The organism is Pseudomonas sp. 1152_12, from assembly GCF_052850675.1.
Genome location: NZ_VXCW01000009.1, coordinates 127,937 through 151,330, shown reverse-complemented (window position 1 = coordinate 151,330; position 23,394 = coordinate 127,937). Strand labels below are relative to the sequence as shown.

General features: G+C 59.4%; 20 protein-coding genes and 1 tRNA gene. 8 read left to right on the top strand and 13 right to left on the bottom strand.

Annotated elements, in window-relative coordinates; translation table 11 throughout:
* Positions 1–210: 210 nt before the first annotated feature.
* The 3 genes from FW764_RS18385 (at position 211) to FW764_RS18375 (ending at position 4,495) form a co-directional block, all read left to right on the top strand.
* Positions 211–287, top strand: a tRNA-Met gene (locus FW764_RS18385).
* Between the two features lie 279 nt (positions 288–566).
* Positions 567–3,209: a bifunctional lysylphosphatidylglycerol flippase/synthetase MprF gene (gene mprF, locus FW764_RS18380; RefSeq protein WP_446435084.1), complete on the top strand. Its 2,643-nt coding sequence runs from the start codon at positions 567–569 to the stop codon at positions 3,207–3,209.
* Entirely contained in the window at positions 3,209–4,495 is a 1,287-nt protein-coding gene (locus FW764_RS18375) for a virulence factor family protein (protein ID WP_446435083.1), read from the top strand. Before mprF ends, FW764_RS18375 begins: the two co-directional genes overlap by 1 nt.
* Positions 4,496–4,566: 71 nt before the next feature.
* Here FW764_RS18375 and recJ read toward each other — a convergent pair whose 3' ends face one another.
* Both recJ and FW764_RS18365 read right to left on the bottom strand, forming a co-directional pair.
* Positions 4,567–6,276 carry a single-stranded-DNA-specific exonuclease RecJ gene (recJ, locus tag FW764_RS18370; protein ID WP_446435082.1) on the bottom strand — a complete coding sequence of 570 codons (1,710 nt, stop codon included), beginning with the start codon at positions 6,274–6,276 and terminating at the stop codon, positions 4,567–4,569.
* A gap of 71 nt (positions 6,277–6,347) precedes the next feature.
* A complete protein-coding gene (locus tag FW764_RS18365) occupies positions 6,348–6,890 on the bottom strand; it encodes a YaeQ family protein (RefSeq protein WP_446435081.1) in 543 nt (180 codons plus the stop codon).
* Between the two features lie 148 nt (positions 6,891–7,038).
* Between FW764_RS18365 and FW764_RS18360 the strand changes: the two genes are divergently transcribed.
* Both FW764_RS18360 and FW764_RS18355 read left to right on the top strand, forming a co-directional pair.
* On the top strand, positions 7,039–8,238 hold the full coding sequence (locus tag FW764_RS18360; protein WP_446435080.1) for a CaiB/BaiF CoA transferase family protein: 1,200 nt from the start codon (positions 7,039–7,041) through the stop codon (positions 8,236–8,238).
* Positions 8,238–9,122 (top strand): TIGR02285 family protein, encoded by an 885-nt coding sequence (locus FW764_RS18355; RefSeq protein ID WP_446435079.1) that lies wholly within the window; start codon positions 8,238–8,240, stop codon positions 9,120–9,122. The genes FW764_RS18360 and FW764_RS18355 overlap by 1 nt, the downstream gene beginning before the upstream one ends.
* Positions 9,123–9,304: 182 nt before the next feature.
* Here FW764_RS18355 and FW764_RS18350 read toward each other — a convergent pair whose 3' ends face one another.
* From FW764_RS18350 to xerD, 5 genes are all read right to left on the bottom strand, one after another.
* Positions 9,305–9,589: a DUF3509 domain-containing protein gene (locus FW764_RS18350; RefSeq protein ID WP_446435078.1), complete on the bottom strand. Its 285-nt coding sequence runs from the start codon at positions 9,587–9,589 to the stop codon at positions 9,305–9,307.
* Positions 9,590–10,188: 599 nt separating this feature from the next.
* Positions 10,189–11,598, bottom strand: a complete 1,410-nt coding sequence (gene thrC, locus FW764_RS18345; protein WP_446435077.1) for a threonine synthase — start codon at positions 11,596–11,598, stop codon at positions 10,189–10,191.
* 67 nt (positions 11,599–11,665) lie between these two features.
* Positions 11,666–12,970, bottom strand: a complete 1,305-nt coding sequence (locus FW764_RS18340; RefSeq protein WP_446435076.1) for a homoserine dehydrogenase — start codon at positions 12,968–12,970, stop codon at positions 11,666–11,668.
* Between the two features lie 121 nt (positions 12,971–13,091).
* Positions 13,092–13,829: a thioredoxin fold domain-containing protein gene (locus tag FW764_RS18335; protein ID WP_446435075.1), complete on the bottom strand. Its 738-nt coding sequence runs from the start codon at positions 13,827–13,829 to the stop codon at positions 13,092–13,094.
* 152 nt (positions 13,830–13,981) lie between these two features.
* Positions 13,982–14,878: a site-specific tyrosine recombinase XerD gene (gene xerD, locus FW764_RS18330; RefSeq protein WP_446435074.1), complete on the bottom strand. Its 897-nt coding sequence runs from the start codon at positions 14,876–14,878 to the stop codon at positions 13,982–13,984.
* A 107-nt stretch (positions 14,879–14,985) separates the two neighbouring features.
* On the opposite strand from xerD, the gene FW764_RS18325 reads away from it, so the two are divergent.
* Positions 14,986–16,794 (top strand): cation:proton antiporter, encoded by a 1,809-nt coding sequence (locus tag FW764_RS18325; RefSeq protein ID WP_446435073.1) that lies wholly within the window; start codon positions 14,986–14,988, stop codon positions 16,792–16,794.
* A gap of 1 nt (position 16,795) precedes the next feature.
* Here the strand turns inward: FW764_RS18325 and FW764_RS18320 are convergent, their stop codons facing one another.
* The 6 genes from FW764_RS18320 to ffh all read right to left on the bottom strand — a co-directional run bounded on the left by FW764_RS18320 (position 16,796) and on the right by ffh (position 20,863).
* On the bottom strand, positions 16,796–17,209 hold the full coding sequence (locus tag FW764_RS18320) for an acyl-CoA thioesterase (protein ID WP_446435072.1): 414 nt from the start codon (positions 17,207–17,209) through the stop codon (positions 16,796–16,798).
* Positions 17,210–17,291: 82 nt separating this feature from the next.
* Positions 17,292–17,642, bottom strand: coding sequence for a 50S ribosomal protein L19 (gene rplS, locus FW764_RS18315; RefSeq protein WP_003175895.1), 351 nt, complete (start codon positions 17,640–17,642; stop codon positions 17,292–17,294).
* A gap of 45 nt (positions 17,643–17,687) precedes the next feature.
* Positions 17,688–18,461, bottom strand: a complete 774-nt coding sequence (trmD, locus tag FW764_RS18310; protein ID WP_446435071.1) for a tRNA (guanosine(37)-N1)-methyltransferase TrmD — start codon at positions 18,459–18,461, stop codon at positions 17,688–17,690.
* A complete protein-coding gene (gene rimM / locus FW764_RS18305; RefSeq protein ID WP_053135622.1) occupies positions 18,443–18,979 on the bottom strand; it encodes a ribosome maturation factor RimM in 537 nt (178 codons plus the stop codon). Before rimM ends, trmD begins: the two co-directional genes overlap by 19 nt.
* A gap of 5 nt (positions 18,980–18,984) precedes the next feature.
* The gene (rpsP, locus tag FW764_RS18300) at positions 18,985–19,236 is read right to left on the bottom strand and encodes a 30S ribosomal protein S16 (RefSeq protein WP_003238923.1); all 252 of its coding nucleotides are present in this window, start codon (positions 19,234–19,236) and stop codon (positions 18,985–18,987) included.
* A gap of 250 nt (positions 19,237–19,486) precedes the next feature.
* Entirely contained in the window at positions 19,487–20,863 is a 1,377-nt protein-coding gene (ffh, locus tag FW764_RS18295) for a signal recognition particle protein (protein ID WP_010207982.1), read from the bottom strand.
* A gap of 234 nt (positions 20,864–21,097) precedes the next feature.
* Here ffh and FW764_RS18290 point away from each other — a divergent pair, with 234 nt between their 5' ends.
* Complete coding sequence (locus tag FW764_RS18290; RefSeq protein WP_407019933.1) at positions 21,098–21,910, top strand: cytochrome C assembly family protein; 813 nt, start codon at positions 21,098–21,100, stop codon at positions 21,908–21,910.
* A 12-nt stretch (positions 21,911–21,922) separates the two neighbouring features.
* Positions 21,923–23,161 carry a transporter associated domain-containing protein gene (locus FW764_RS18285; protein WP_446435070.1) on the top strand — a complete coding sequence of 413 codons (1,239 nt, stop codon included), beginning with the start codon at positions 21,923–21,925 and terminating at the stop codon, positions 23,159–23,161.
* Positions 23,162–23,394 lie beyond the last annotated feature (233 nt).

The following is a 23,394-nucleotide window of genomic DNA, read 5'->3' as shown; positions in this document are numbered from 1 at the left end:
TTTTTTCTAAAGATCAGACCGCGTGAGCTTCACGACGCGCAACTCCACAGCCCATCGCGGGCGGTGCGACGATTCGATAAGCGCACTCACTACAAAACCGTTTCCAAACGAGAACTTAGGTCGCCTGAGCAACTAATTCACACTTTTTTGACCCATCGGCCGATTAACGGTTGACACCCCGTCGCTGGACTGTAGAATGCCGCCCACAGACGCGGGATGGAGCAGTCTGGTAGCTCGTCGGGCTCATAACCCGAAGGTCGTCGGTTCAAATCCGGCTCCCGCAACCACACATCAAAAAAGGCTACTCGAAAGAGTGGCCTTTTTTGTATCCGCTGAAAAAGTTCTTCTGAAACAATGGCATGGCATCTTTCATGAAACCCTGCGCGGTTTGTTGAGTCCATGTCTTGGCACGCTATGCTCAACGCTCAAGCGCTACCCTCTACGACCAATGGCCGCAGTCGCCGCCCCCGGCGATAAGCGTTAATATTTGTAATTATTTTGTCCATAGGGATTGGTAACTTGGCTGGATACCTCCATCCTGTCGCGCACAATCCACGAGGTGATTGATGCGCGCCAACTCGTCTGAACCACAAGACACCGTCACAGCGACACAACCGATCACACCCAGCCGTTTGCGTTGGCTGGATCTGTTGAGCAAATACCGTCAACCCATCGGGCTGGCCGTTACCCTATTGCTATTCGCCATCGCCCTGGTCGCCTGCCGGCACCTGCTGCTGGAGCTGGACCTGTACGCCCTCCACGACTCGATCCTGGAAGTGCCAAAGCCAGCCCTGCTGGGCGCCTTTGCAGCGGCGGTCGCCGGTTTCATCATTCTATTAGGCTATGAATTCTCCGGCGCACGTTATGCAGGGGTGAAGTTACCTGCCAAAACACTGGCCCTGGGTGGTTTCACTGCCTTCGCCATCGGCAACGCCATTGGCCTGTCAATGCTCTCGGGCGGTTCGGTGCGTTACCGGTTATATGCGCGCAATGGGATCGGGGCTTCAGAAATTGCCCACATGACCGTGTTCGCCAGTCTCGCACTGGGTACGGCGCTGCCACCGTTGGCCGCATTGGCCACGCTGAGCAACTTGCCGGCGGCCTCGACCTACCTGCATTTGTCGCAAGGCTTGCTCGGCGGTATTGCCGGAGCGGTGCTGCTATTGTCGGCCGCGCTGTGCATCGGTATTTATCGCCGTCGCCTACCAGAACAACCCTACCCGGACAACCTGCTGGTCAAAGCCGGGCGCCGCACCCTGCGCCTGCCTGGCCGGCGTCTGACGCTCCTGCAACTGATCATTACCGCGCTGGACGTGGCCGCTGCCGCCACCGTCCTCTATATGTTGCTGCCCGAAGCGCCGCCATTTGCCCCCTTCCTACTGGTGTACCTGCTGGCCCTGGCTGCCGGTGTGCTCAGCCATGTGCCGGGCGGCGTGGGGGTATTCGAAGCAATTCTGCTCGCAGCATTCGCCGATAAGCTCGGCGCCGCACCATTGGCCGCCGCCTTGCTGCTGTATCGCATGATCTATGTGGTGCTGCCGTTGCTGATCGCCTGTGTGTTCCTGCTGGTCAACGAAGCCCAGCGCCTGTTCCAGACCCAGCAAAGCCTGCGGGTTGCTTCCGGCCTGGCCGCACCCGTGCTGGCCGTACTGGTTTTTTTGTCCGGCGTGGTCCTGCTGTTTTCCGGCGCAACGCCGGAAATCGACTCACGCCTGGAAAACATCGGTTTCCTGATTCCCCATCGTCTGATTGACGCTTCGCACTTTGGTGCCAGCCTGATCGGCGTACTGTGCCTGTTGCTCGCCCAGGGTTTGCGTCGGCGTTTATCCGCCGCCTGGATGCTGACCATGGTGTTGCTGCTGACCGGCGCCCTGCTCTCGCTGCTTAAAGGCTTCGACTGGGAAGAAGCCAGCCTGATGACCATGACCGCCGTGTTGCTGGCGATCTTCCGGCGTTCGTTCTACCGCGCCAGCCGCCTGACCGAGCTGCCGTTCTCGCCGCTGTACCTGGTGGCCAGCGTGTGCGTGTTGGGGGCCTCGATCTGGCTGCTGCTGTTTGCCTATCAAGACGTACCCTACAGCCATCAACTGTGGTGGCAGTTCACTCTGGATGCCAACGCCCCACGCGGCCTGCGCTCGTTGCTGGGTGCGGCGGTGCTGCTGGTGATCGTCTCGTTGACCTGGCTGCTGCGCACCGCACGCCCAGTGATCCATCTGCCGACCCCGGATGAACTGGAACGCGCCACCAAGATCCTGATGGCCTCGTCGCAACCCGATGGAGGCTTGGCGCTGACCGGCGACAAGGCGCTGCTGTTTCACCCTAACGATGAAGCCTTCCTGATGTACGCCCGTCGCGGGCGCAGTCTGGTGGCCTTGTATGATCCGATCGGCCCGACCCAACCGCGCGCCGAGATGATCTGGCAGTTCCGTGATCTGTGCGACATCCATCACGCCCGCCCGGTGTTCTACCAGGTACGCGCCGAGAACCTGCCGTACTACATGGACATCGGCCTCACCGCGATCAAGCTGGGTGAAGAAGCCCGCGTCGACCTCAAACGCTTTGACCTGGAAGCCAAGGGCAAAGAGATGAAGGATTTGCGCTACACCTGGAACCGTGGCACTCGGGACGGTCTGTCCCTGGAGATCTTCGAGCCGGGCCAGGCGCCGATGGATGAACTCAAAGTCATCTCCGATGCCTGGCTGACCGGCAAGAACGTGCGGGAAAAGGGCTTCTCACTGGGCCGTTTCAGCGACGACTACCTCAAGCACTTTCGTATCGCGATCATTCGCTTCGAAGAGCGACCAGTGGCCTTCGCCAACTTGCTCGAGACTTACAACCACGACCTGGCCAGTCTCGACCTGATGCGTGCGCACCCGGACGCGCCGAAGCTGACCATGGAATTCATGATGGTTGGCCTGATTCAACATTATAAGAATCACGGCTACGCCCGGTTTAGCCTCGGCATGGTGCCATTGTCGGGCTTGCAACCACGCCGTGGTGCGCCACTGACCCAACGCCTGGGCTCAATGGTGTTCCGCCGTGGCGAGCAACTGTATAACTTCCAAGGTTTGCGCCGCTTTAAAGACAAATTCCAGCCTGACTGGGAACCCCGTTATATGGCCGTGCCCGCAGGACTTGATCCGCTAGTGGCACTGGCCGATACCGCCGCCCTGATTGCGGGCGGCTTGACTGGATTGGTGAAACGCTGATGATTCGACGCTCCTGGCGGTATGTATTGGCCTTTGTAGTGCTGCTCGCGCTGATCGCGGCGGGTGGCTTTTGGTACTGGAACCGCCCTGCCCCGCAACCGACCGTGGAGCAACTGCCCCAGGCCGACGGGTCGGTGATGACCCGTGTGACGCCTAACGGCTCGGCAAAAGCCCGTGTGGCCGTGGCCGTGATGGCCGATGAAACCCTGACCGACAGCCAGCTGATTGCCCTGAGCCAGGGCGGCGCGGCGCAGATTGTTCAAGTGGTCCTGCCAAAAGATGACTGCAAGCTGCAGGAACAAGCGCTGCAAAGCGCACTGGCCCAGCTTAAAGGCCCGGCGACCTTGGTCAGCGGCATTGGCCCTGGCGCCGCGCTCGCCTGGCGCTGGTTGGCCACACAGAACGATGACAAAGCCAACGCCATCTCCGTCGGCTTCACCTTGGTACAGGAAGGCTGCAAGGACCCGCTGCCGAAAACCTCCGCCCATGGCAACTGGCTGGTGGCCTGGAACGACAACCCTGACGATGAAAGCGCCAGTTTCGTACGCGACACCCCGCGCGCAACAACCAGCATCAGCGACTACGACATTCACTACCCGCAAGTGCTGAACAACGAATTGCGCAAGCAATTGGTCGGTTCGGACAACGGCGGCCTGGCGATTCCTGTGGTGGAAGTACCGGCCGGCCAAGCCAAAGACACCGTCACCCTGTTCCTCTCCGGTGACGGCGGCTGGCGTGATCTGGACCGTGACGTGGCCGGTGAAATGGCCAAGATCGGTTACCCGGTGGTCGGCATCGACACCCTGCGCTACTACTGGCAGCACAAGACCCCGGAACAGAGCGCCAAAGACCTCACCGAACTGATGCAGCACTACCGGCAGAAGTGGGGCACCAAGCGCTTCGTCCTGACCGGCTACTCATTCGGCGCAGATGTACTGCCGGCGATCTACAACCGCATGCCGGAAAACGAGCAGCAGCGTGTCGACGCGATCATCCTGTTGGCATTCGCACGTACCGGCAGCTTTGAAATCGAAGTGGAAGGTTGGTTAGGCAACGCCGGCAAAGAAGCCGCGACCGGCCCGGAAATGGCCAAGCTGCCCGCTGACAAAGTGGTGTGCATCTACGGTGCCGAAGAAGTCAACGAGAGTGGCTGCACCGACAAGACCGCTGTCGGCGAAGCGGTGAAGCTGCCGGGCGGGCATCACTTTGATGAAAACTACCCGGCGCTGGCGCAGCGGCTGGTGGATATCATCGTGAAGCACCAGGCCAAGGACAAAGCCGAGTAACGCTAGGCTTTATGCAAAACCAAATGTGGGAGCGAGCTTGCTCCCACATTTGTTTGCGGCGTACCGAATAACTAACGCGGTTCGATATGCGCAATCATCAACTGCACCGTTTCATTGCCACGAAACTCGTTCACGTCCAGCTTGTAGGCCAACTCCACCCAACGCACCGTCGGGTTAGGCCAGACCTCACGGTCCACACCAAACGCAATGCCATCAAGCTTCACTGACCCGCATTCGCTCTTGAGCACCACCTTCAGGTGCCGCTCGCCAACGACGCGCTGCTCGACCAACTGAAACACACCATGAAACAGCGGCTCGGGAAAATGCTGCCCCCACGGCCCGGCATGCCGCAATGCGCGCGCCAGTTCCAGGTGAAACTCTTCCACCGCCAACGTACCGTCGGACAGCAGTCGGCCAGTCAGGTCTTCTTCGCGCAGCTGCCGACGCACTTCAGCATCAAAAGCCTCGGCAAACAGTGGGAAATTCGCCTCGGGCAAGGTCAGACCGGCCGCCATCGCGTGACCGCCGTATTTGGCGATCAGGTTGGGATGCTGGCTCGCGACGACCGCCAGCGCATCACGAATGTGAAAACCCTGCACAGAGCGCCCTGAGCCCTTGAGCAGGCCATCACCGGCATCGGCGAAGGCGATCGTCGGGCGGAAATAGCGTTCTTTCATGCGTGACGCCAAAATGCCGATCACGCCTTGATGCCATTCAGGGTCGAACAGGCACAAGCCGTAAGGCATGGATTCCACCGGCAAGTCCTTGAGCTGGGCGAGCGCCTCTCGCTGCATGCCCTGCTCGATGGATTTACGGTCCTGGTTCATGCCGTCCAGTTGCGCCGCCATTTCCCGTGCCGCCGCGAAGTCGCTGGTCAGCAGGCATTCAATGCCCAGGCTCATATCATCCAGGCGCCCGGCAGCGTTCAGGCGCGGCCCGAGAATGAACCCGAGATCGGTTGAGGTAATGCGGGCGTGGTCGCGCTTGGCAACTTCAAGAATCGCCTTGATCCCCGGTCGCGCACGACCAGCGCGAATACGCTCCAAGCCCTGATGGACCAGAATGCGGTTGTTGGCGTCCAGGGGCACCACGTCGGCGACACTGCCCAAGGCCACCAGGTCGAGTAACTCGCCAATGTTCGGCTGGGGTTTGTTGTCATACCAACCCTGGCTGCGCAAACGCGCACGCAAGGCCATCAGCACGTAAAAAATCACGCCGACACCTGCCAGCGCCTTACTGGGAAACTCACAACCTGGCTGGTTGGGGTTGACGATGGCATCCGCCGCTGGCAATTCATCTCCCGGCAAGTGGTGGTCGGTGACTAACACCTTCAACCCCGCCGCCTTAGCCGCCGCTACACCTTCGACGCTGGAAATTCCGTTATCTACCGTGATCAGCAACTGCGGCTCGCGCTGCAGCGCCACCGCGACGATTTCCGGGGTCAGGCCGTAGCCGTATTCAAAGCGGTTGGGCACCAGGTAGTCGACATGCGCCGCCCCGAGCAAACGCAGGCCCAGGGTGCCCACGGTGCTGGCAGTGGCGCCATCAGCGTCGAAGTCGCCGACGATCAGGATGCGCTGGCGCTGCTCCAGGGCAGTCACCAGCAGGTCCACCGCCGCGTCGATACCCTTGAGCTGCTGGTAGGGAATCAACCGCGCCAGGCTCTTGTCCAGTTCGGCTTCCGACTGCACCCCGCGCGCGGCGTAGAGACGGGTCAACAGCGGTGGCAATTCACCGAGAAACGGCAGGACAGCGGGCAATGGGCGAGGATCGATACGCATGGGGTGACGGGCGCTTCTCTTCTAATACAACGGTTAAACAACAATTCAGAAATCAACAGCTCCCACAGTTTTCAACCGCGTTCGCCAACCAACCATTGCAGTTGCACTTCGTGCTGGCCACGGTCGTCAGTGACGAAAATGGTGCCCTCACTGATCATCACATCCCACTTGATCACGCGCGGCATGTCCTTGGCCAGGGTCTCGAGGACTTCCTGGGGCACGGCGGCGATGTGTACGTTTTTCAGGTTGCTGGCCACCGGCACCACCTTGCCTTCCCACACACGCAGGCTGCCGTAGGTCAGCAAGCTGGTGCGTTCGGTACGGCGCGAACACCAGGTGAGACGATCGGTGTCAGGCTGGCCGACCTCAATCCAGTGAAGAACACGGTCATCCAGGCTTTTTTCCCACAGGGCTGGCTCGTCTACATCTGACAGACCACGGCCGAACGACAATTGCTCGTTGTACCAAAGGGCGTAGGCCAGCAGACGCACGGTCATGCGCTCTTCGGTTTCCGATGGGTGGCGGGCGATGGTCTGTTTGACGCTCTCGTACACCGAGCGATCGAGGTCGGTGAGGTTGAGTTCGAATTTGTAGGTCGTGGACGGCTGGGCCATGAACGGGCTTCTAGAGACAGGAAAAGGCGGTCAGTCTAACCGATGGCGAGAGCAATCAACGAATACTGCGCTGTATCATCCTTATCCCTGGGCCGCAGGCTATGTTAAAAGGCATCACACCACCGCCCCACGCGTGCTAAGGATCCTCATGTCGTTGAATGCCAAACCGCTTGCCGGCCTGAAAGTCATCGAATTGGGCACCCTGATCGCCGGCCCGTTTGCGTCACGCATCTGTGCCGAATTCGGTGCCGAGGTGATCAAGGTCGAATCCCCGGACGGCGGCGACCCGCTGCGCAAATGGCGCAAGCTGTATGAAGGCACGTCGCTGTGGTGGTTTGTACAGGCGCGCAACAAAAAGTCGCTGACACTCAACCTCAAGCACCCCGATGGCCTGAAAATCCTTAAACAGCTGTTGGCAGACGCCGACATACTGATCGAAAACTTTCGCCCCGGCGTGCTGGAAAAACTCGGTTTGAGCTGGGAAACCCTGCACGCGCTCAACCCGAAATTGGTGATGGTGCGTCTTTCGGGCTTCGGCCAGACCGGACCGATGAAAGACCAACCGGGGTTCGGCGCAGTGGGCGAGTCGATGGGTGGCTTGCGCTATATCACCGGTTTCGAAGACCGCCCGCCGGTGCGCACCGGGATTTCCATCGGCGACTCAATCGCCGCCTTGTGGGCGGTGATCGGCGCGCTGATGGCGCTACGTCATCGCGAGGTCAACGGCGGGCTTGGCCAGGTGGTGGATGTGGCGCTGTATGAAGCCATTTTTGCCATGATGGAAAGCATGATCCCGGAGTTCGATGTGTTCGGCTTTATCCGCGAGCGCACCGGCAACATCATGCCCGGCATCACACCTTCGTCGATCCATACCAGCGCCGATGGCAAGCATGTGCAGATTGGTGCCAATGGCGATGCGATCTTCAAGCGTTTCATGAGTGCCATCGGCCGCGAAGACTTAGCCAACGACCCGGTATTGGCCAGCAATGACGGGCGCGACAGCCGCCGTGATGAGCTGTACGGCGTGATCGACCGCTGGGTCAACTCACTGCCGCTGGAGCACGTGGTTGAGCAGCTCAACAAGGCTGAGGTCCCGGCAAGTCGCATCTACAGCGCCGAAGACATGCTCGGTGACCCGCAGTTTCTGGCGCGGGAGATGTTCCTCAAGGCCAAGTTGCCCGACGGCAAGGATTTCAAGATGCCGGGGATCGTGCCCAAACTCTCGGACACGCCAGGCAGTTGTGAGTGGGTCGGCCCGCAGTTGGGTGAACACAACAGCATGGTGCTCAGTGCGCTGGGCTACGACACGGCCGCCATTACCCGCTTGCGCGAGGACGGCGCGATCTGATGGCTCGCCCGCGCATGCGTCGATTCATTCATCTGTGCCTGCTTGGCTCGGTGTTCGGCGTATGGCCACCAACCTCGCACGCGCAGGACACCTTGACCTGGCTGCTGCGCGACTTGCCGCCAGTGACCATCTTCGAGGGGCCACAAAAAGGCCAAGGGGCGCTGGATCAGTTGCTGCCGGAGCTCCAAGAACGGTTGCCGCAATACCGTCACAAGGTGATGCACGTCAACCGTGCCCGTGGCATCCAGATGTTGCGGGCAGCGTCCTTGACCTGCGACCCATCGCTGCTGTGGACCGCTGAGCGTGCGAAGTACGTTGTGTTCTCTGCCCAGGCATTCGCGGTGGCCAGCAATGGGGTAACGATCCGACGCAGCCAGCAAGCAGAAATGGCGCCCTTTGTTGCCGAGGGGCAATTTGACCTGCAGGCCTTTCTCGATTCCCATAAAGCGCGAGTTGGCGCAACCGCCGAGCGCAGTTATGGCCCTTTTATCGATGAGCAGCTCAAGGGCATCGACCCACCCACGTTAGCGCTCCATTACGGCAATGATGCCCTTGGCAGCTTGCTGCAAATGCAACGCCTTGGGCGGCTGGAAGCGGTGCTGGGTTATTGGCCTGAAATCCGCTATCACGCCACTCAACAGGGCATCAACACTGAAGACCTGATGTTCTATCCAATCAAGGGCTCAGCGCCTTACCAGCTTACGCGTATCGGCTGCTCGGATACACCTCAAGGCCGCCAGGCTATCGCGCGGATCAATCAGGTATTACGCAAGATCCCGCAGGAGCGGCTACAGCAGTCTTACGCTTCGTGGTTGGACCCAGTCATGCGTGCGCAGTATTTGCGCGATAACCCGAGCTTTTTTCAGGACTCCCCGGAGCGCTGAGCACTCGCAGGGCAAATCGCAGGCAAAAAGAAACCCCGAAGAGTGGGGAGACACTTCGGGGTTAAACGTGGCCTACAAAGACCAGTACAGCAAGCCACAAACACCGGAGCACAATGTCTGCTCTTGCTGTTACAAAATCTGACCGGCCATGTCGTAGGAAGTTTCCACGATTAAATTTTTCTTCATGCAGCGGCAACGCCACGTGTTTGGGCAGCGTTACGCAGGGCTGCGATAACCGAAGGTTCGAGGCGTCCTTCGGCGATTTTCAAGTCGCGCAGCAAGCAATCCACCACATCCACCAGCACGCGCTTGTCAGTCAATTGCGCGCGGTCGACTTGACGCTCGACAACGATGGCGCCGACAGGATTTTTCACGGTCACCAGGCACTCGCCCTGCACGCCAGCGGCGGTCAACGTAACCTGATAAGGGCTCAGTGCTTCTTCGAGCAATAGGCTGATACTTTCCATCTCGATCACCACTCAATAGTTCGGGAACAATCGTTTCAACGGCAGCTGCCTCTATCCTAAGTGACTGGTTATGACGTAGGAAAGTTCGCTTTATCGTCTTTATGGGGCCGTCAGGGAGTGAGGTGAACCAGCATGCGCTTGCAACATGACAGGCAAAAAACGAGTCCACATACCGGCTTACGCAATGGGCGGCGGTTTTGGGGGTTACCGGGCACGCGGGCCAGGACTGAATCCTATACTCGGTAAGCACTGATCACGCTGCCTTATGGGCAGGAGCACATGTCAAAAGGCCCTGATCACGAAGGATAATCAGAGGTTGGAACACGATATAGAACAGGCGGCACTCGAGAAGATTCACGCTGACATATCACGAATCTATGCCGAGCAACGCAAACTCAACGCCGACGCTCACAAAGATAACCCGAGAGAATTTCTGGTACCCCGTGAGCATCGTCCTGGCCATGTTTACGGCTATCGGAACAATAATGGCCCTGGCGCAAAAACTACTCTCATAACGATCAGCCAGCCGGGTCTGCCAGAAACAAAAACGCCGCTGACCCAAGGAAGGGAAAGCGGCGCTTTTACCTACGCAGTCAGCCTTACAACGGCTTACCACGATTGCCATGCTGGCTCACAAACGCCTGCACTGCTTTCAAGTCATTGGCCAACACCGTGCAACGCTCTTCGCGTTCGAACAGGTCAGCCAAGTGCTCCGGCAATTCCAGCGCTTTGCCTACGCCGGCCTTTTCCACCGCTTCCGGGAATTTGACCGGGTGAGCAGTACCCAGAATGACCATCGGAATATCCAGACTGCGACGGCATTCGCGCGCGGCCTTCACGCCGATAGCGGTGTGCGGGTCCAGCAGTTCGCCGGTCTGGGCGTAGACCTCAGCAATGGTTTCACAGGTCTGCGCGTCGTCCACGGCCAGCGAGTCGAACAGCTTGCGGGTTTCGGTCCAGCGCTCTTGTTCGACGCTGAAACCACCACCTTGCTTGAAGCTGTCCATCAGGCCAGCCAGGGCGGCGCCATTGCGACCGTGCATGTCGAACAGCAGCCGTTCGAAGTTCGACGACACCATAATGTCCATCGACGGCGACAGTGTGGCGTGCAGGGTTTCCTTGACGTACTGGTTGCCGCTCATGAAGCGGTGCAGGATGTCGTTGCGGTTCGTGGCGACGATCAACTGGTTGATCGGCAGGCCCATGTTGCGCGCCAGGTAACCGGCAAATATATCGCCGAAGTTGCCGGTCGGCACCGAGAACGACACCGAACGCGCCGGGCCGCCCAACTGCAGGGACGCATGGAAGTAGTAGACGATCTGGGCCATGATCCGCGCCCAGTTGATCGAGTTCACCGCCACCAGGCGCGTACCTTTGAGGAAGCTCTGGTCAGCGAAGCTGTTCTTGACCATTTCCTGGCAGTCATCGAAGTTGCCTTCGATGGCGATGTTGTGGATGTTTTCACCGAAAATGGTCGTCATCTGGCGACGCTGTACTTCCGACACGCGCTTGTGCGGGTGCAGGATGAAGATGTCGACGTTTTCGCAGTGCTTGCAACCTTCGATGGCGGCCGAGCCGGTGTCACCAGAGGTCGCGCCAATGATCACCACGCGCTCGCCGCGCTTTTCCAGCACGTAGTCCAACAGACGACCGAGCAGTTGCAGGGCGAAGTCTTTGAACGCCAGGGTCGGGCCGTGGAACAGCTCAAGCACCCACTCGTTGCCGTTCAGCTGACGCAGTGGCGCGATGGCGCTGTGGGAAAACACGCCGTAAGTCTCTTCCAGGATCTTCTTGAAATCCGCGTCCGGAATGCTGCCAGTGACGAACGGGCGCATCACTCGGAACGCCAGCTCGTGGTAAGGCAGGCCAGCCCACGAAGCGATTTCTTCCTGAGTAAAACGTGGCAGGTTTTCCGGCACGTACAGGCCGCCGTCAGTGGCAAGGCCTGCGAGCAAAACGTCTTCGAAATTCAGGGCCGGTGCCTGGCCGCGGGTGCTGATATAACGCATGACTGGCTCCTCTAAAACATTCTCGAACAGAGGCCGCCGAACACACGGGGCCCCTGGATCAAATCGGTTAGTTCAAGTGTTCGACGCGAATCCGCACCACCGGGCCGACCACGCCTTGCAGGGCTTCGAGGGCGGCAATGGCATCGTTCATGCGTTGTTCGAGCACGCGGTGGGTCAACAGGATCATCGGCACCTGGCCGTTTTGCTCCTCGACTTCCTTCTGCATGATCGACTCGATGTTGATACCGCGTTCCGACAGGATGCTCGCCACCTGGGCCAACACGCCCGGATGATCCTGGGCCTGGATGCGCAGGTAGTAGGCACTTTCGCACGCTTCGATCGGCAGGATCGGGTGAGCCGACAACGAGTCCGGCTGGAAGGCCAGGTGCGGCACACGGTTCTCCGGGTCGCTGGTCATGGCGCGAACCACGTCCACCAGGTCGGCAATCACCGACGAAGCGGTTGGCTCCATGCCGGCACCGGCGCCGTAGAACAGTGTGGAGCCGGCAGCATCACCGTTGACCATCACGGCGTTCATCACGCCGTTGACGTTGGCGATCAGGCGGTCGGCCGGGATCAACGTCGGGTGCACACGCAGCTCGATACCGGCCGGGGTGCTGCGCGCCACACCGAGGTGCTTGATGCGGTAGCCCAGGGCTTCAGCGTAATTCACGTCGGCAGTAGTCAGCTTGGTGATGCCTTCGGTGTAGGCCTTGTCGAACTGCAGCGGGATACCAAAGGCGATGGACGCCAGAATGGTCAGCTTGTGTGCGGCGTCGATGCCTTCCACGTCGAAGGTCGGGTCGGCTTCGGCGTAACCCAGGGCCTGGGCTTCGGCCAGCACGTCTTCGAAGGTACGGCCCTTCTCGCGCATTTCAGTGAGGATGAAGTTGCCCGTGCCGTTGATGATACCGGCCACCCAGTTGATACGGTTGGCGGACAGGCCTTCACGGATCGCCTTGATCACCGGGATGCCACCGGCCACGGCAGCTTCGAACGCAACGATCACGCCCTTCTCACGCGCCTTGGCGAAGATCTCGTTGCCGTGCACGGCGATCAGCGCCTTGTTGGCGGTGACCACGTGCTTGCCGTTCTCGATAGCCTTGAGCACCAGCTCGCGGGCTACGGTGTAGCCGCCGACCAGTTCGATGACGATATCGATTTCAGGGTTGGTGGCCACGGCGAAGACATCGTTGGTAATCGCAATACCGGTCGTTTGGAACTGAGGCTTTGGCGTACGCGTGGCAATTTGCGCCACTTCAATCCCACGCCCTGCACGGCGGGAAATTTCTTCAGCGTTACGCTGAAGTACGTTGAAGGTGCCGCCACCGACGGTCCCTAACCCACAGATGCCTACTTTGACCGGTTTCACTGAAGAACTCCCCATGAAACGGCCGACTCAAGGTCGGCCGTGGAAAACAGCCGCACAACTGCGGCTCTCAATTAATGCCCCGCCGACTGTTCGGCGGGGCATGATCGTCAAGGCTCGACGATTACTGCTTACTCGCACCCAGTGCCAGTTTGGCAACTTGTGGCGCCGGCTGGTAGCCCGGAATCACTTGGCCGTCAGCCAAAACGATGGCCGGCGTACCGTTCACGCCAATCGACTGGCCCAGGGCAAACTGTTTGGAAACCGGGTTGGCACATTTGGCCGCCTTGATTTCCTTGCCATCGACCATTTTGTCCATGGCGGCTTTCTTGTCGGCCGAGCACCAGACTGCCTGCAACTGTTCGTCACCCGGCGAGCCCAGGCCTTGGCGCGGGAAGGCTACATAGCGCACTTCCACACCGGCCTTGTTCAGCGCAGGCACTTCGGCGTGCAGCTTATGGCAGTAGGGGCAGGTGGTGTCGGTGAACACAGTGATGTGGGTCTTGGTCTCGCCGATGGCTGGGTAAACCACGGTTTCAGCCACGGGAATACCATTGATCAGCTTGGACACACCCAGGCGCTCGGCTTTCTCGGTCAGGTTGACCGGCTTGCCGTCTTTGAGCTGGAACAGATAGCCCTGGACGATGTACTGGCCATCGGCGCTGGCGTACAGCACGCGGCTGCCCTTGAGCTTGACTTCATACAGCCCGGCCATCGGGCTGGCACTGATGCTTTCGATTGGCGTGTCGAGCGCCAGGTTGGCCAGGCTCTTGCGAATCGTTTGCTCGGCGGCGTCGTCGGCGACAACAAAGGTGGAAACCAACGCAATCGCTGCGGCGGCAATAATCTGGGTCAAGCGCATGGGAACTCCTGAAGGCAGATGCAGGGACGGGGGTGGAGCACCGTTCTGGAAATACGGGCTGAGACCGTCCCCTTTGCTAACCGGCAAAGCCTACCACAGTTGGGCCGCAGGGCAGACTACAGTGGGTAAATAGGGCCTTTTCCGACGTTATTTTATCCGCGCGGGTGATGCTTGGCGTGCATGTCCTGCAGACGTGCGCGCGCGACATGGGTGTAGATCTGGGTGGTGGATAAGTCACTGTGCCCCAGCAGCATTTGCACGACGCGCAAATCCGCACCATGGTTGAGCAAATGGGTGGCAAATGCGTGGCGCAATGTGTGAGGCGAGAGTGCCTTGCCGATCCCGGCCACCTTGGCCTGGTGCTTGATACGGTGCCAGAAGGTCTGGCGGGTCATCTGCTCGCCGCGCAGGCTGGGGAACAGCACATCGCTGGGCCGCCCGCCGAGCAATTCAGCGCGCGCATCACGCAGGTAGCGCTCGACCCACACAATCGCCTCTTCGCCCATGGGCACCAAGCGCTCCTTGCTACCCTTGCCCATCACCCGCAACACACCCTGACGCAGGTTGACTTGCTCCAGGGTCAGACTGATCAGCTCGGTCACGCGCAGGCCGCAGGCGTAGAGCACTTCGAGCATGGCGCGATCACGCTGGCCGATGGCCTCGCTCAAGTCGGGCGCGGCGAGTAAGGCGTCGACGTCAGCTTCCGACAGGGACTTGGGCAATGGCCTGCCGAGTTGTGGCATATCGATTTGCAGGGTCGGGTCGACGGCGATGAGTTTTTCCCGCAGCAGGTAGCGATAAAAGCCACGCACGCCCGATAGAAATCGCGCAGTGGAACGGGGTTTGTAGTTCTGCTCCAACCGCCACGCCAGGTGATCGAGGATCAACTCACGTCCAGCGTTGATCAGCTCGAGGTTTTTCTCCTGCAGCCAGCCGTTGAACAGGGCCAAATCACTGCGATAAGCCTGGCGGGTGTTGTCCGACAGGCCTTTTTCCAGCCACAGGGCGTCGAGGAAACGGTCGATCAGGGGATGGTCAATGGCGGGCATGGGCACTCAAGCAGCGCAGCACAGGGCTTTGCGCAAATTATTTAGTGAACTGTGACAACGGCCACTAGTCTTTCATAGCCCGCTATTTCAAGGAACAGGGAGCTTCAATGAGCGAACAACAGATTCTGCTGGCGTTTGGTGGCATTGGCGTCGCCGCGTTGGCCTGCCAATGGCTCGCATGGCGCCTGAAACTTCCCGCCATTCTTTTTCTGTTGGTCAGCGGAATCCTGGCAGGGCCGGTGCTGGGCTGGCTGAATCCTCAGGAAATGTTCGGTCCGTTGCTGATGCCATTGGTATCCCTGGCCGTGGCACTGATCCTGTTTGAAGGCAGCCTCACACTGCACCTGTCGGAATGGAAGGAGATCGGCAGCGTCGTGCATCGCCTTGTCACGGTCGGCGCCCTGTCGACATGGGCCGTCATTACCCTGGCTACCCACTGGCTGCTGGGTTTTGACTGGATGCTCGCGCTGCTTTTCGGCACCTTGACTCTGGTGACCGGGCCTACCGTGATTGTGCCCATGTTACGTGTCGTGCGGCCAAAAGCCTCGATCGCCAATATCTTACGCTGGGAAGGCATTGTCATTGACCCGATTGGTGCGCTGCTCGCCGTGGTGGTCTACAGCTTTATCATCGCTCGCGCGTCAGGCGACGGTTTGAGTCACAGCCTGCTGACCTTTGGCGGCGTGATCCTGTGCGGCAGCCTCTTCGGAGTCGCCGGTGGCTGGGTGTTGGGGCAGATCATGCGCCGGCAATGGCTGCCGGAATACCTGCATAACCTGGCTACGCTGGCTGGCGTTCTGGGAATCTTTATCGCCTCCAACGAGGTGATGCATGAGTCCGGCCTGCTGGCCGTGACGCTGATGGGCATGTGGATGGCCAATATGAAGGGCGTTGACGTACGCCACATCCTGCACTTCAAGGAAAATCTCAGCGTCCTGCTGATTTCCGGGTTATTCATTCTGCTGGCCGCGCGCCTGGACCTGAACGCCCTGATTGCCTTGGGGCCGTTCGTACTGATCCTGTTACTGATCATTCAGTTTATTGCGCGACCTTTGAACGTCGCGCTTTCGACCTTCGGGTCCGGCCTGAACTGGCGTGAACGTGCCCTGCTGTCTTGGATTGCACCACGCGGGATCGTGGCGGCAGCCGTGTCGGCGATTTTCGCCATTCGCCTGGATGAGGCCGGTCATGAAGGCGCACTGTTATTGGTGCCGCTGACATTCGCCGTGATTATCGGCACCGTCGTCCTGCAAAGCGCCACTGCCCGCCCGTTGGCACGCCTGCTGAAAGTCGCCGAGCCTGCGCCCAGCGGCTTCCTGATCGTCGGCGCGAACGGCCCGGCGCGGATCCTGGGCAAAGCCTTGCAACAACTGGGCAGCCGTGTGCTGCTGACCGACTCCAGCTGGGAAAACATCCGTGCCAGCCGAATGGAAGGGCTGCCCACCTACTTCGGCAACCCGGCATCACAGCATGCCGAATCGCATTTGGATCTGGTCGGCCTCGGGCATTTGCTGGCGCTCTCACCTTCAGGCGAACTGAACACCCTGGCCGCCATGCGTTTTCGCCACGATTTTGGGCATCGTCTGTTCGCCCTGGCCAGCAGCCAGGAAAGCCGTCGCACCGATAAACACCGGGCCAGCCACGAGCACCGTGGCCATTTGCTGGGCAGCCAACCCCTGAGTTACACCAAACTTGCCAGCCTGCTGGGCCAAGGCGCAGAGCTGTATAGCACCAACCTGACCGAAGGCTTCAGCTGGGAACAGTACCAGGCGCTCCATGGTGACCGCGCGACGCTGCTGTTTGCCCGCGATACCGGCGGCTGGGTACACGTGGTGACCCCGGACAGCAACTTGACGCCCGTAGCTGGCTGGACCTTGCTGGCCATGATTCAACCAGAAAACAACACAGCCGAATAAGTCAGTCGGTAAAACCCGGTAAGACCGGCACAGGGCGTTTGTCAGCATCAATTGCCACGAAACTGAACACGCCCTGGATCGCCTTTTCGCGGCCATCGGCGCTCATGCTCTCGACGAACACTTCGACTTCCACCTTGAGGCTGGTATTACCCACTTTGACCACGCGTCCGATCAGCTCAACGATGGAGCCGGCTGGAATCGCGTGATTGAAATCGATTCGATCAGTGGAAACCGTCACCAGCGGCAAGCGGCAAAAACGCGTGGCGGTGATAAACGAAACTTCATCCATCCACGCCAGCGCAGTGCCACCGAACAAGGTGTTGTGGTGGTTGGTGGTCGGCGGAAACACGGCTTTGGTCACGTGGGTCACGGACAGGTCGGTGCGACGCTGGATTTCTTCGAGGCGGGTGGTCATGGGGAAATACCGGCAAATTGACAAATTTCAGGCACAAAAAAGCAGCCCGCAGGCTGCTTTTTTCTGCATCGGGAAGCTGGACTTAAGCCAGTTTTTCCTTGATGCGAGCTGCTTTACCGGACAGGTCACGCAGGTAGTACAGCTTGGCTTTACGCACGTCACCGCGACGCTTAACGGCCATGCTGTCGATTTGCGGGCTGTAGGTCTGGAAAGTACGCTCTACGCCAACACCGTTGGAGATTTTACGAACAGTGAAAGCACTGTTCACACCACGGTTACGCTTGGCGATTACCACGCCTTCGAACGCTTGCAGACGCGAACGGTCGCCTTCCTTCACTTTCACCTGAACGACAATAGTGTCGCCCGGGGCAAAGGTAGGGATCTCTTTGGTCATCTGCTCTGCTTCGAGTGCAAGGATGATTTTGTTAGTCATGCTGTGCTCCTAAGGTAAGTCGTCGGACCTACCATCGATACGTTGTTAACTATCGTCCCGCGCGAGGATGTATTCCTCGAGCAGCTTCTTCTCTTCTCCAGAAAGCGAGCGGCTTTCCAGAAGATCGGCGCGTCGTTCATAGGTCCGACCAAGGGACTGCTGTAAACGCCAACGCCGGATGTGTGCGTGATTGCCACTTAGCAATACGTCGGGAACACGCTGATCCGCATACACCTCCGGTCGGGTGTAGTGCGGGCAATCCAGCAAACCATCCGTGAAGGAGTCTTCCTCCGCGGAGTCCGCATGCCCTAAAGCTCCAGGCAGCAGTCGTGTAACCGCATCTATCAGGACCATCGCCGGCAGCTCGCCACCAGACAGAACATAGTCCCCAATCGACCACTCTTCATCGACATGAGCTTCAATAAACCGCTCGTCAATGCCTTCATAGCGACCGGCAATCAGGATCAGTGCTTCCTCATTCGCCAGTTCGCGGACCCCAGCCTGTTTCAGCTGACGGCCTTGAGGGGACAGGTAAATTACCTTCGCCTTCTCCCCGGCGGCGGCCTTGGCCTGAACCAACGCGTCTTCCAGGGGCTTGATCTTCATCACCATGCCCGGGCCACCGCCAAATGGGCGGTCATCCACAGTGTGATGTCGATCTGTCGTGTAGTCTCGCGGGTTCCAACAGGTAAGCTGCAACAGCCCCTGTTTCACCGCCCGACTGGTGATGCCGTACTCGCTGATGGCGGAGAACATCTCGGTAAACAAACTGATCACTTCAATGCGCAAATTAGCCACGCTTAGAAGTCCGCGTCCCATTCCACCTTCATCTCGCCCGCTGCCAGGTCGACGGCCAACACGCATTGCTCGGTATACGGCAACAGGCGTTCGCGATCATCCAGGCTGCCAGCGCAAGGCTTGACCACCATTACATCATTGGCGCCGGTTTCCAGAAGATGGTCGATTTTCCCGAACAATTGCCCGAGTTGATCAATAACCTTCAGACCTTCCAGCTGGTACCAGTAGTACTCGCCGTCGGTCAATTCAGGGAACAGGTTGCGCGGCACACAGATCTCATAACCGGCCAGAAGACGCGCTTCTTCACGATCATCAAGACCCTTGAGCTTTGCGACCAGGAACTTATCGCTCCCGCGCCCACTGACCAGCTCGACCTGTTTCACACTACCTTCGCGCTTGAGCGTCCAGGTTTTGTACTGCAACAGGTTTTCAGTCGGATCAGTAAAGGAATACACCTTCACTTCGCCGCGAACGCCATGAACAGAGTAAATCTTGCCAATAACGATCAAATCATCGGCAACAGCTGGCGTCGCGTTCATATTGCTCAGGCTGCGGCCTTAGCCGAGTCCTTCAACAACTTAGCAACACGCTCAGACGGTTGTGCACCAACGCTCAGCCAGTAGGCTACGCGCTCTTGGTTCACGGACAGACGAACTTCTTGACCGCGAGCGATCGGGTTGAAGAAGCCAACTTGTTCCTTGTGAGAGCCGTCACGCGGGTTGCGGCTGTCAGTTACGGTCAAGTGGTAAAACGGGCGCTTTTTGGAGCCGCCAAGGGCAAGACGGATTGTTAGCATGTGAACATCGTTCCTGTAGTCGGTGCTGCAAATCTAAATGCACAGCGGGCATAGGTGCCCGAAAGGCCGCATATTCTAAGGAATATCCGGACTTTTGCAAATGTCTTTTTCTGGCGCCTATCAGCGTGCCACTCAGATCTGCTATAGAGCCGTCGGTTAAAACGGCGAGTCAGCGCCCGCCAATGGCGGGTTTGCTGGAGATCCCACTTCCGTGTGGGTCGGAGCGCAAGCGTGCTTGCGCTCGAATACTTTACATTTTCGGCATGCCGCCGCCGGGCAACATACCACCCATGCCGCGCATCATCTTGGCCATTCCGCCTTTCGCGGAGAATTTCTTCATCATCTTCTGCATCTGCTTGTGCTGCTTGATCAAGCGACCGATGTCCTGCACCTGGGTGCCGGAACCCATGGCGATCCGACGCTTACGCGAACCGCTGATCAGCTCAGGGTCGCGGCGCTCGGCCGGGGTCATGGAGTTGATGATGGCTTCCATCTGCTTGAACTGCTTCTCTGCCGCGCCCTGGGCATTGCCCATTTGCGCCAGGTTCACACCGCCGATGTTCGGCAGCTTGTCCATCAGGCCGCCGAGGCCGCCCATGTTCTTCATCTGTTGCAGCTGATCACGGAAGTCTTCGAGGTCGAAGCCCTTGCCCTTCTTCAGCTTCTTGGCCAGCTTGTCGGCCTTGTCTTTGTCGAGCGTGGCTTCGGCCTGCTCGATCAGGCTGAGCACGTCGCCCATACCGAGGATACGCGAGGCAATACGCTCAGGGTGGAACGGCTCGAGCGCGTCGCTCTTTTCGCCCATGCCGATGAACTTGATCGGCTTGCCGGTGATTGCACGTACCGACAGCGCAGCACCGCCACGGGCGTCGCCGTCGACCTTGGTCAGGATCACGCCGGTCAGCGGCAGTGCATCACCGAAGGCCTTCGCGGTGTTGGCCGCATCCTGGCCGGTCATGGCGTCGACCACGAACAGCGTCTCGACCGGGTTGATCGCGGCATGCAGCGCCTTGATCTCGCCCATCATCTCTTCATCGATGTGCAGGCGACCGGCGGTATCGACGATGACCACGTCGATGAACTTCAGTTTGGCTTCTTTAATAGCTGCGTTGGCAATGTCGACCGGCTTCTGGCTCAGGTCGGACGGGAAGAAGGTCACGCCCACTTCACCCGCAAGCATTTCAAGCTGCTTGATGGCCGCCGGACGGTACACGTCGGCCGAGACCACCATCACGGATTTCTTCTTGCGCTCTTTAAGGAAGCGCGCCAGCTTGCCGGCGGTGGTGGTCTTACCCGCACCTTGCAAACCCGCCATCAGCACGACGGCCGGCGGCACGGCGCTGAGGTTCAAATCTTCGTTGGCCGCGCCCATCAGGCTTTCGAGCTCGGCCTGCACGATCTTCACAAAGGCCTGGCCCGGAGTCAGGCTGCGGGACACTTCAGTGCCGACCGCACGTTCCTTGACCGAGTTGACGAAGTCCTTGACCACAGGCAAGGCCACGTCGGCTTCCAGCAACGCCATGCGTACTTCACGCAGGGTGTCTTTAATATTGTCCTCGGTCAGCTTGGCCTTGCCGGTTACGTGGCGCAGCGTCTGCGAGAGACGGTCAGTCAAGTTTTCAAACATGCGCGATCCTTTCAGGCCCTATTCAACGAAGTGCATTGGTAGACCGAGGTAATGACGGCCCAGGCTGTGGTAAATCGCTATTAAAAACAGCGCTCGGCGAGCCTGCGGCGTGGGCAGGTCGCGGATTATAGCGAAGACTGCGCCTGTGCACACCCGCTGTCTGGCCCAGGAGTCTTTCGTGCAGCGCAGGTGTGTGCCAAACTCAGCGCCTTTCGGGCTTGTCTATCAGGATTTATGGTCCCCTTGTCACCCAGTTTGCTACCCAGCCTCGCCGCCGCCGTCTTATATGCCGCTGCGACTCTTTATCAGGGCACTCGCCTGGCCAAAGGCGCCAAGGCGGACAAACGCCTGTTGGTGGGCCTTGGTGTCGTCGCCCTGCTGGCCCACGCTGCGAGCCTGTACACCCACTTGATGACGCCGGTCGGCCTGGGCCTGGATTTTTTCAGCGCCGCCAGCCTGATTGCGGCCTCCGTTATCGCACTGACCCTGCTGGCCTGCTACCGCATTCCGGTCGAGAACCTGCTGGTGCTGCTATTCCCGCTGGGTATGCTGACGGTGTTGCTGGCGCACTTCACACCGACCGGCACCGTGCAGGTGATTGACGAAGAACCGGGCATCCTCGCCCACATCCTGTTGTCGATCCTGGCCTACGGCATGTTCACCATCGCGGTGTTCCAGGCATTGCTCGTACTGCTGCAAGACCACCAGCTGAAAAACAAACACCCGTCCGGGCTGATAAAAAATTTCCCGCCACTGCAAACCATGGAAAGCCTGCTGTTCGGTTTCCTGTGGGCCGGCTGGACGTTGCTGTCGCTGTCGCTGATTTCGGGTTGGCTGTTCGTCGAAAACCTGTTCGCCCAGCACCTGGTGCACAAAACCCTGCTGGCGTGTCTGGCGTGGGTGGTGTTCAGCGTGTTGCTGTGGGGGCGTAACCGCCTCGGCTGGCGTGGGCACAAGGCGATCCGCTGGACCCTGGCCGGTTTCTGCCTGCTGATGCTGGCCTATTTCGGCAGCAAGCTGGTTCGCGAATACATCCTGCATATCTGACGGGCAGCGATCATGGACAACTTGCCCCTTGGGCCGATGCTCGCAGTAATCGCCTTACTGGTGTTATGGGCGGCGCTGTTTACCGCCATCGAGGCCGCGCAACAGCAGTTGCTGGCCCTTCGCCCCGGTACACGCCAGGGCGACAAGGCTGCCGCCCGCCTCAACTTCCCGCGTCACAGCTTGATTCTATGCAACAGCCTGTGTCGCGCCGCCGTGGTAATTCTGTGTACGCTGCTAGCGATCTACGCTTGGGCGCAGAACGGCCCGTGGCTCGGCTGGCTGATCTCTTGCGCGATTTTGCTGGTGCTCGCCGACTACTTGCCGCGCACCCTCGCCGTTCGTCACCCTCAGGCCGTACTGGGCTTTGGCAATGCACTGCTGGGCGTGCCGCTGAAAATCCTCTACCCCCTGGCGTGGCTGCTCAATGGCATCAGCCTGTTGTTGTTGCGCCCGTTCGCGCGCAAATCCGGCGTGGTGAAAAAGAGCGACGAGCCACTGCCTGATCACGACGATGAACCGGAGCCCGAGGCCGACGACAATCGCACGCCCGGCATGCCCGGCATCCATGCACTGGACAACATCACGGTCAACGACATTCTGGTGCCACGCAGTGAAGTGGACGGCATCAACCTGGATGATTCGCTCGAAGAAATCATCGAGCAACTGCGCACCTCCCAGCGCACCCGCTTGCCAGTGTTCCACAGCGATATCAACCAGGTCGAAGCTGTGCTCAACACGCGGCAGATCCAACACCTGCTGCCCGACGCCAGCCTGACGAAGGAAGCCTTGCTCGCGGCCTGTCACGAGCCCTACTTCGTCCCAGAGAGCACGCCTCTGCAACTGCAACTGCTGAACTTCCATAAACAGCAGCGGCGCCTGGGTATGGTGGTGGACGAATACGGCGAAGTGCTGGGCATCGTCACCCTGGAAGATATTCTCGAAGAGATCGTCGGCGAGTTCGAAAGCGATCAGGCAGCGGACAACCCGCATATCGAAGCGCAGGCGGATGGCCGCTACATCATCGACGGCGCCGCTTCGATCCGCGAACTGAACAAGAGCCTGGGCTGGCACCTGCCCAGCGACGGCCCCAAGACTCTCAATGGCTTGGTCACCGAGGCGCTGGAGACCATTCCGGATTGCGCGGTGTGCCTGAAAATCGGCCGCTATCGCCTGGAAATCCTCGAGACCGAAGACAACCGCGTGAGCAAAGTGCTGATCTGGCACACCAGCCGCATGCCGGTCGCCGCATAACCTCTTGGCATAACACAATCCAATGTGGGAGCGAGCTTGCTCCCACAGTTGATTTGCAGCGTTTGATAGATCGTGATTGAGCCCCTTGTTGTCTGCTCAAACCCCTTCCTATAATCGGCTTGGCTTACCCAAGCCCCGCCCGACCGCGTGCTACCCGCACTCAGCGCGTCCAGGCACCGCTTTACCGTGTCTGACCGGTGTTTGCTCCCATCCCGAGCCGCCCCGCGTGCCCC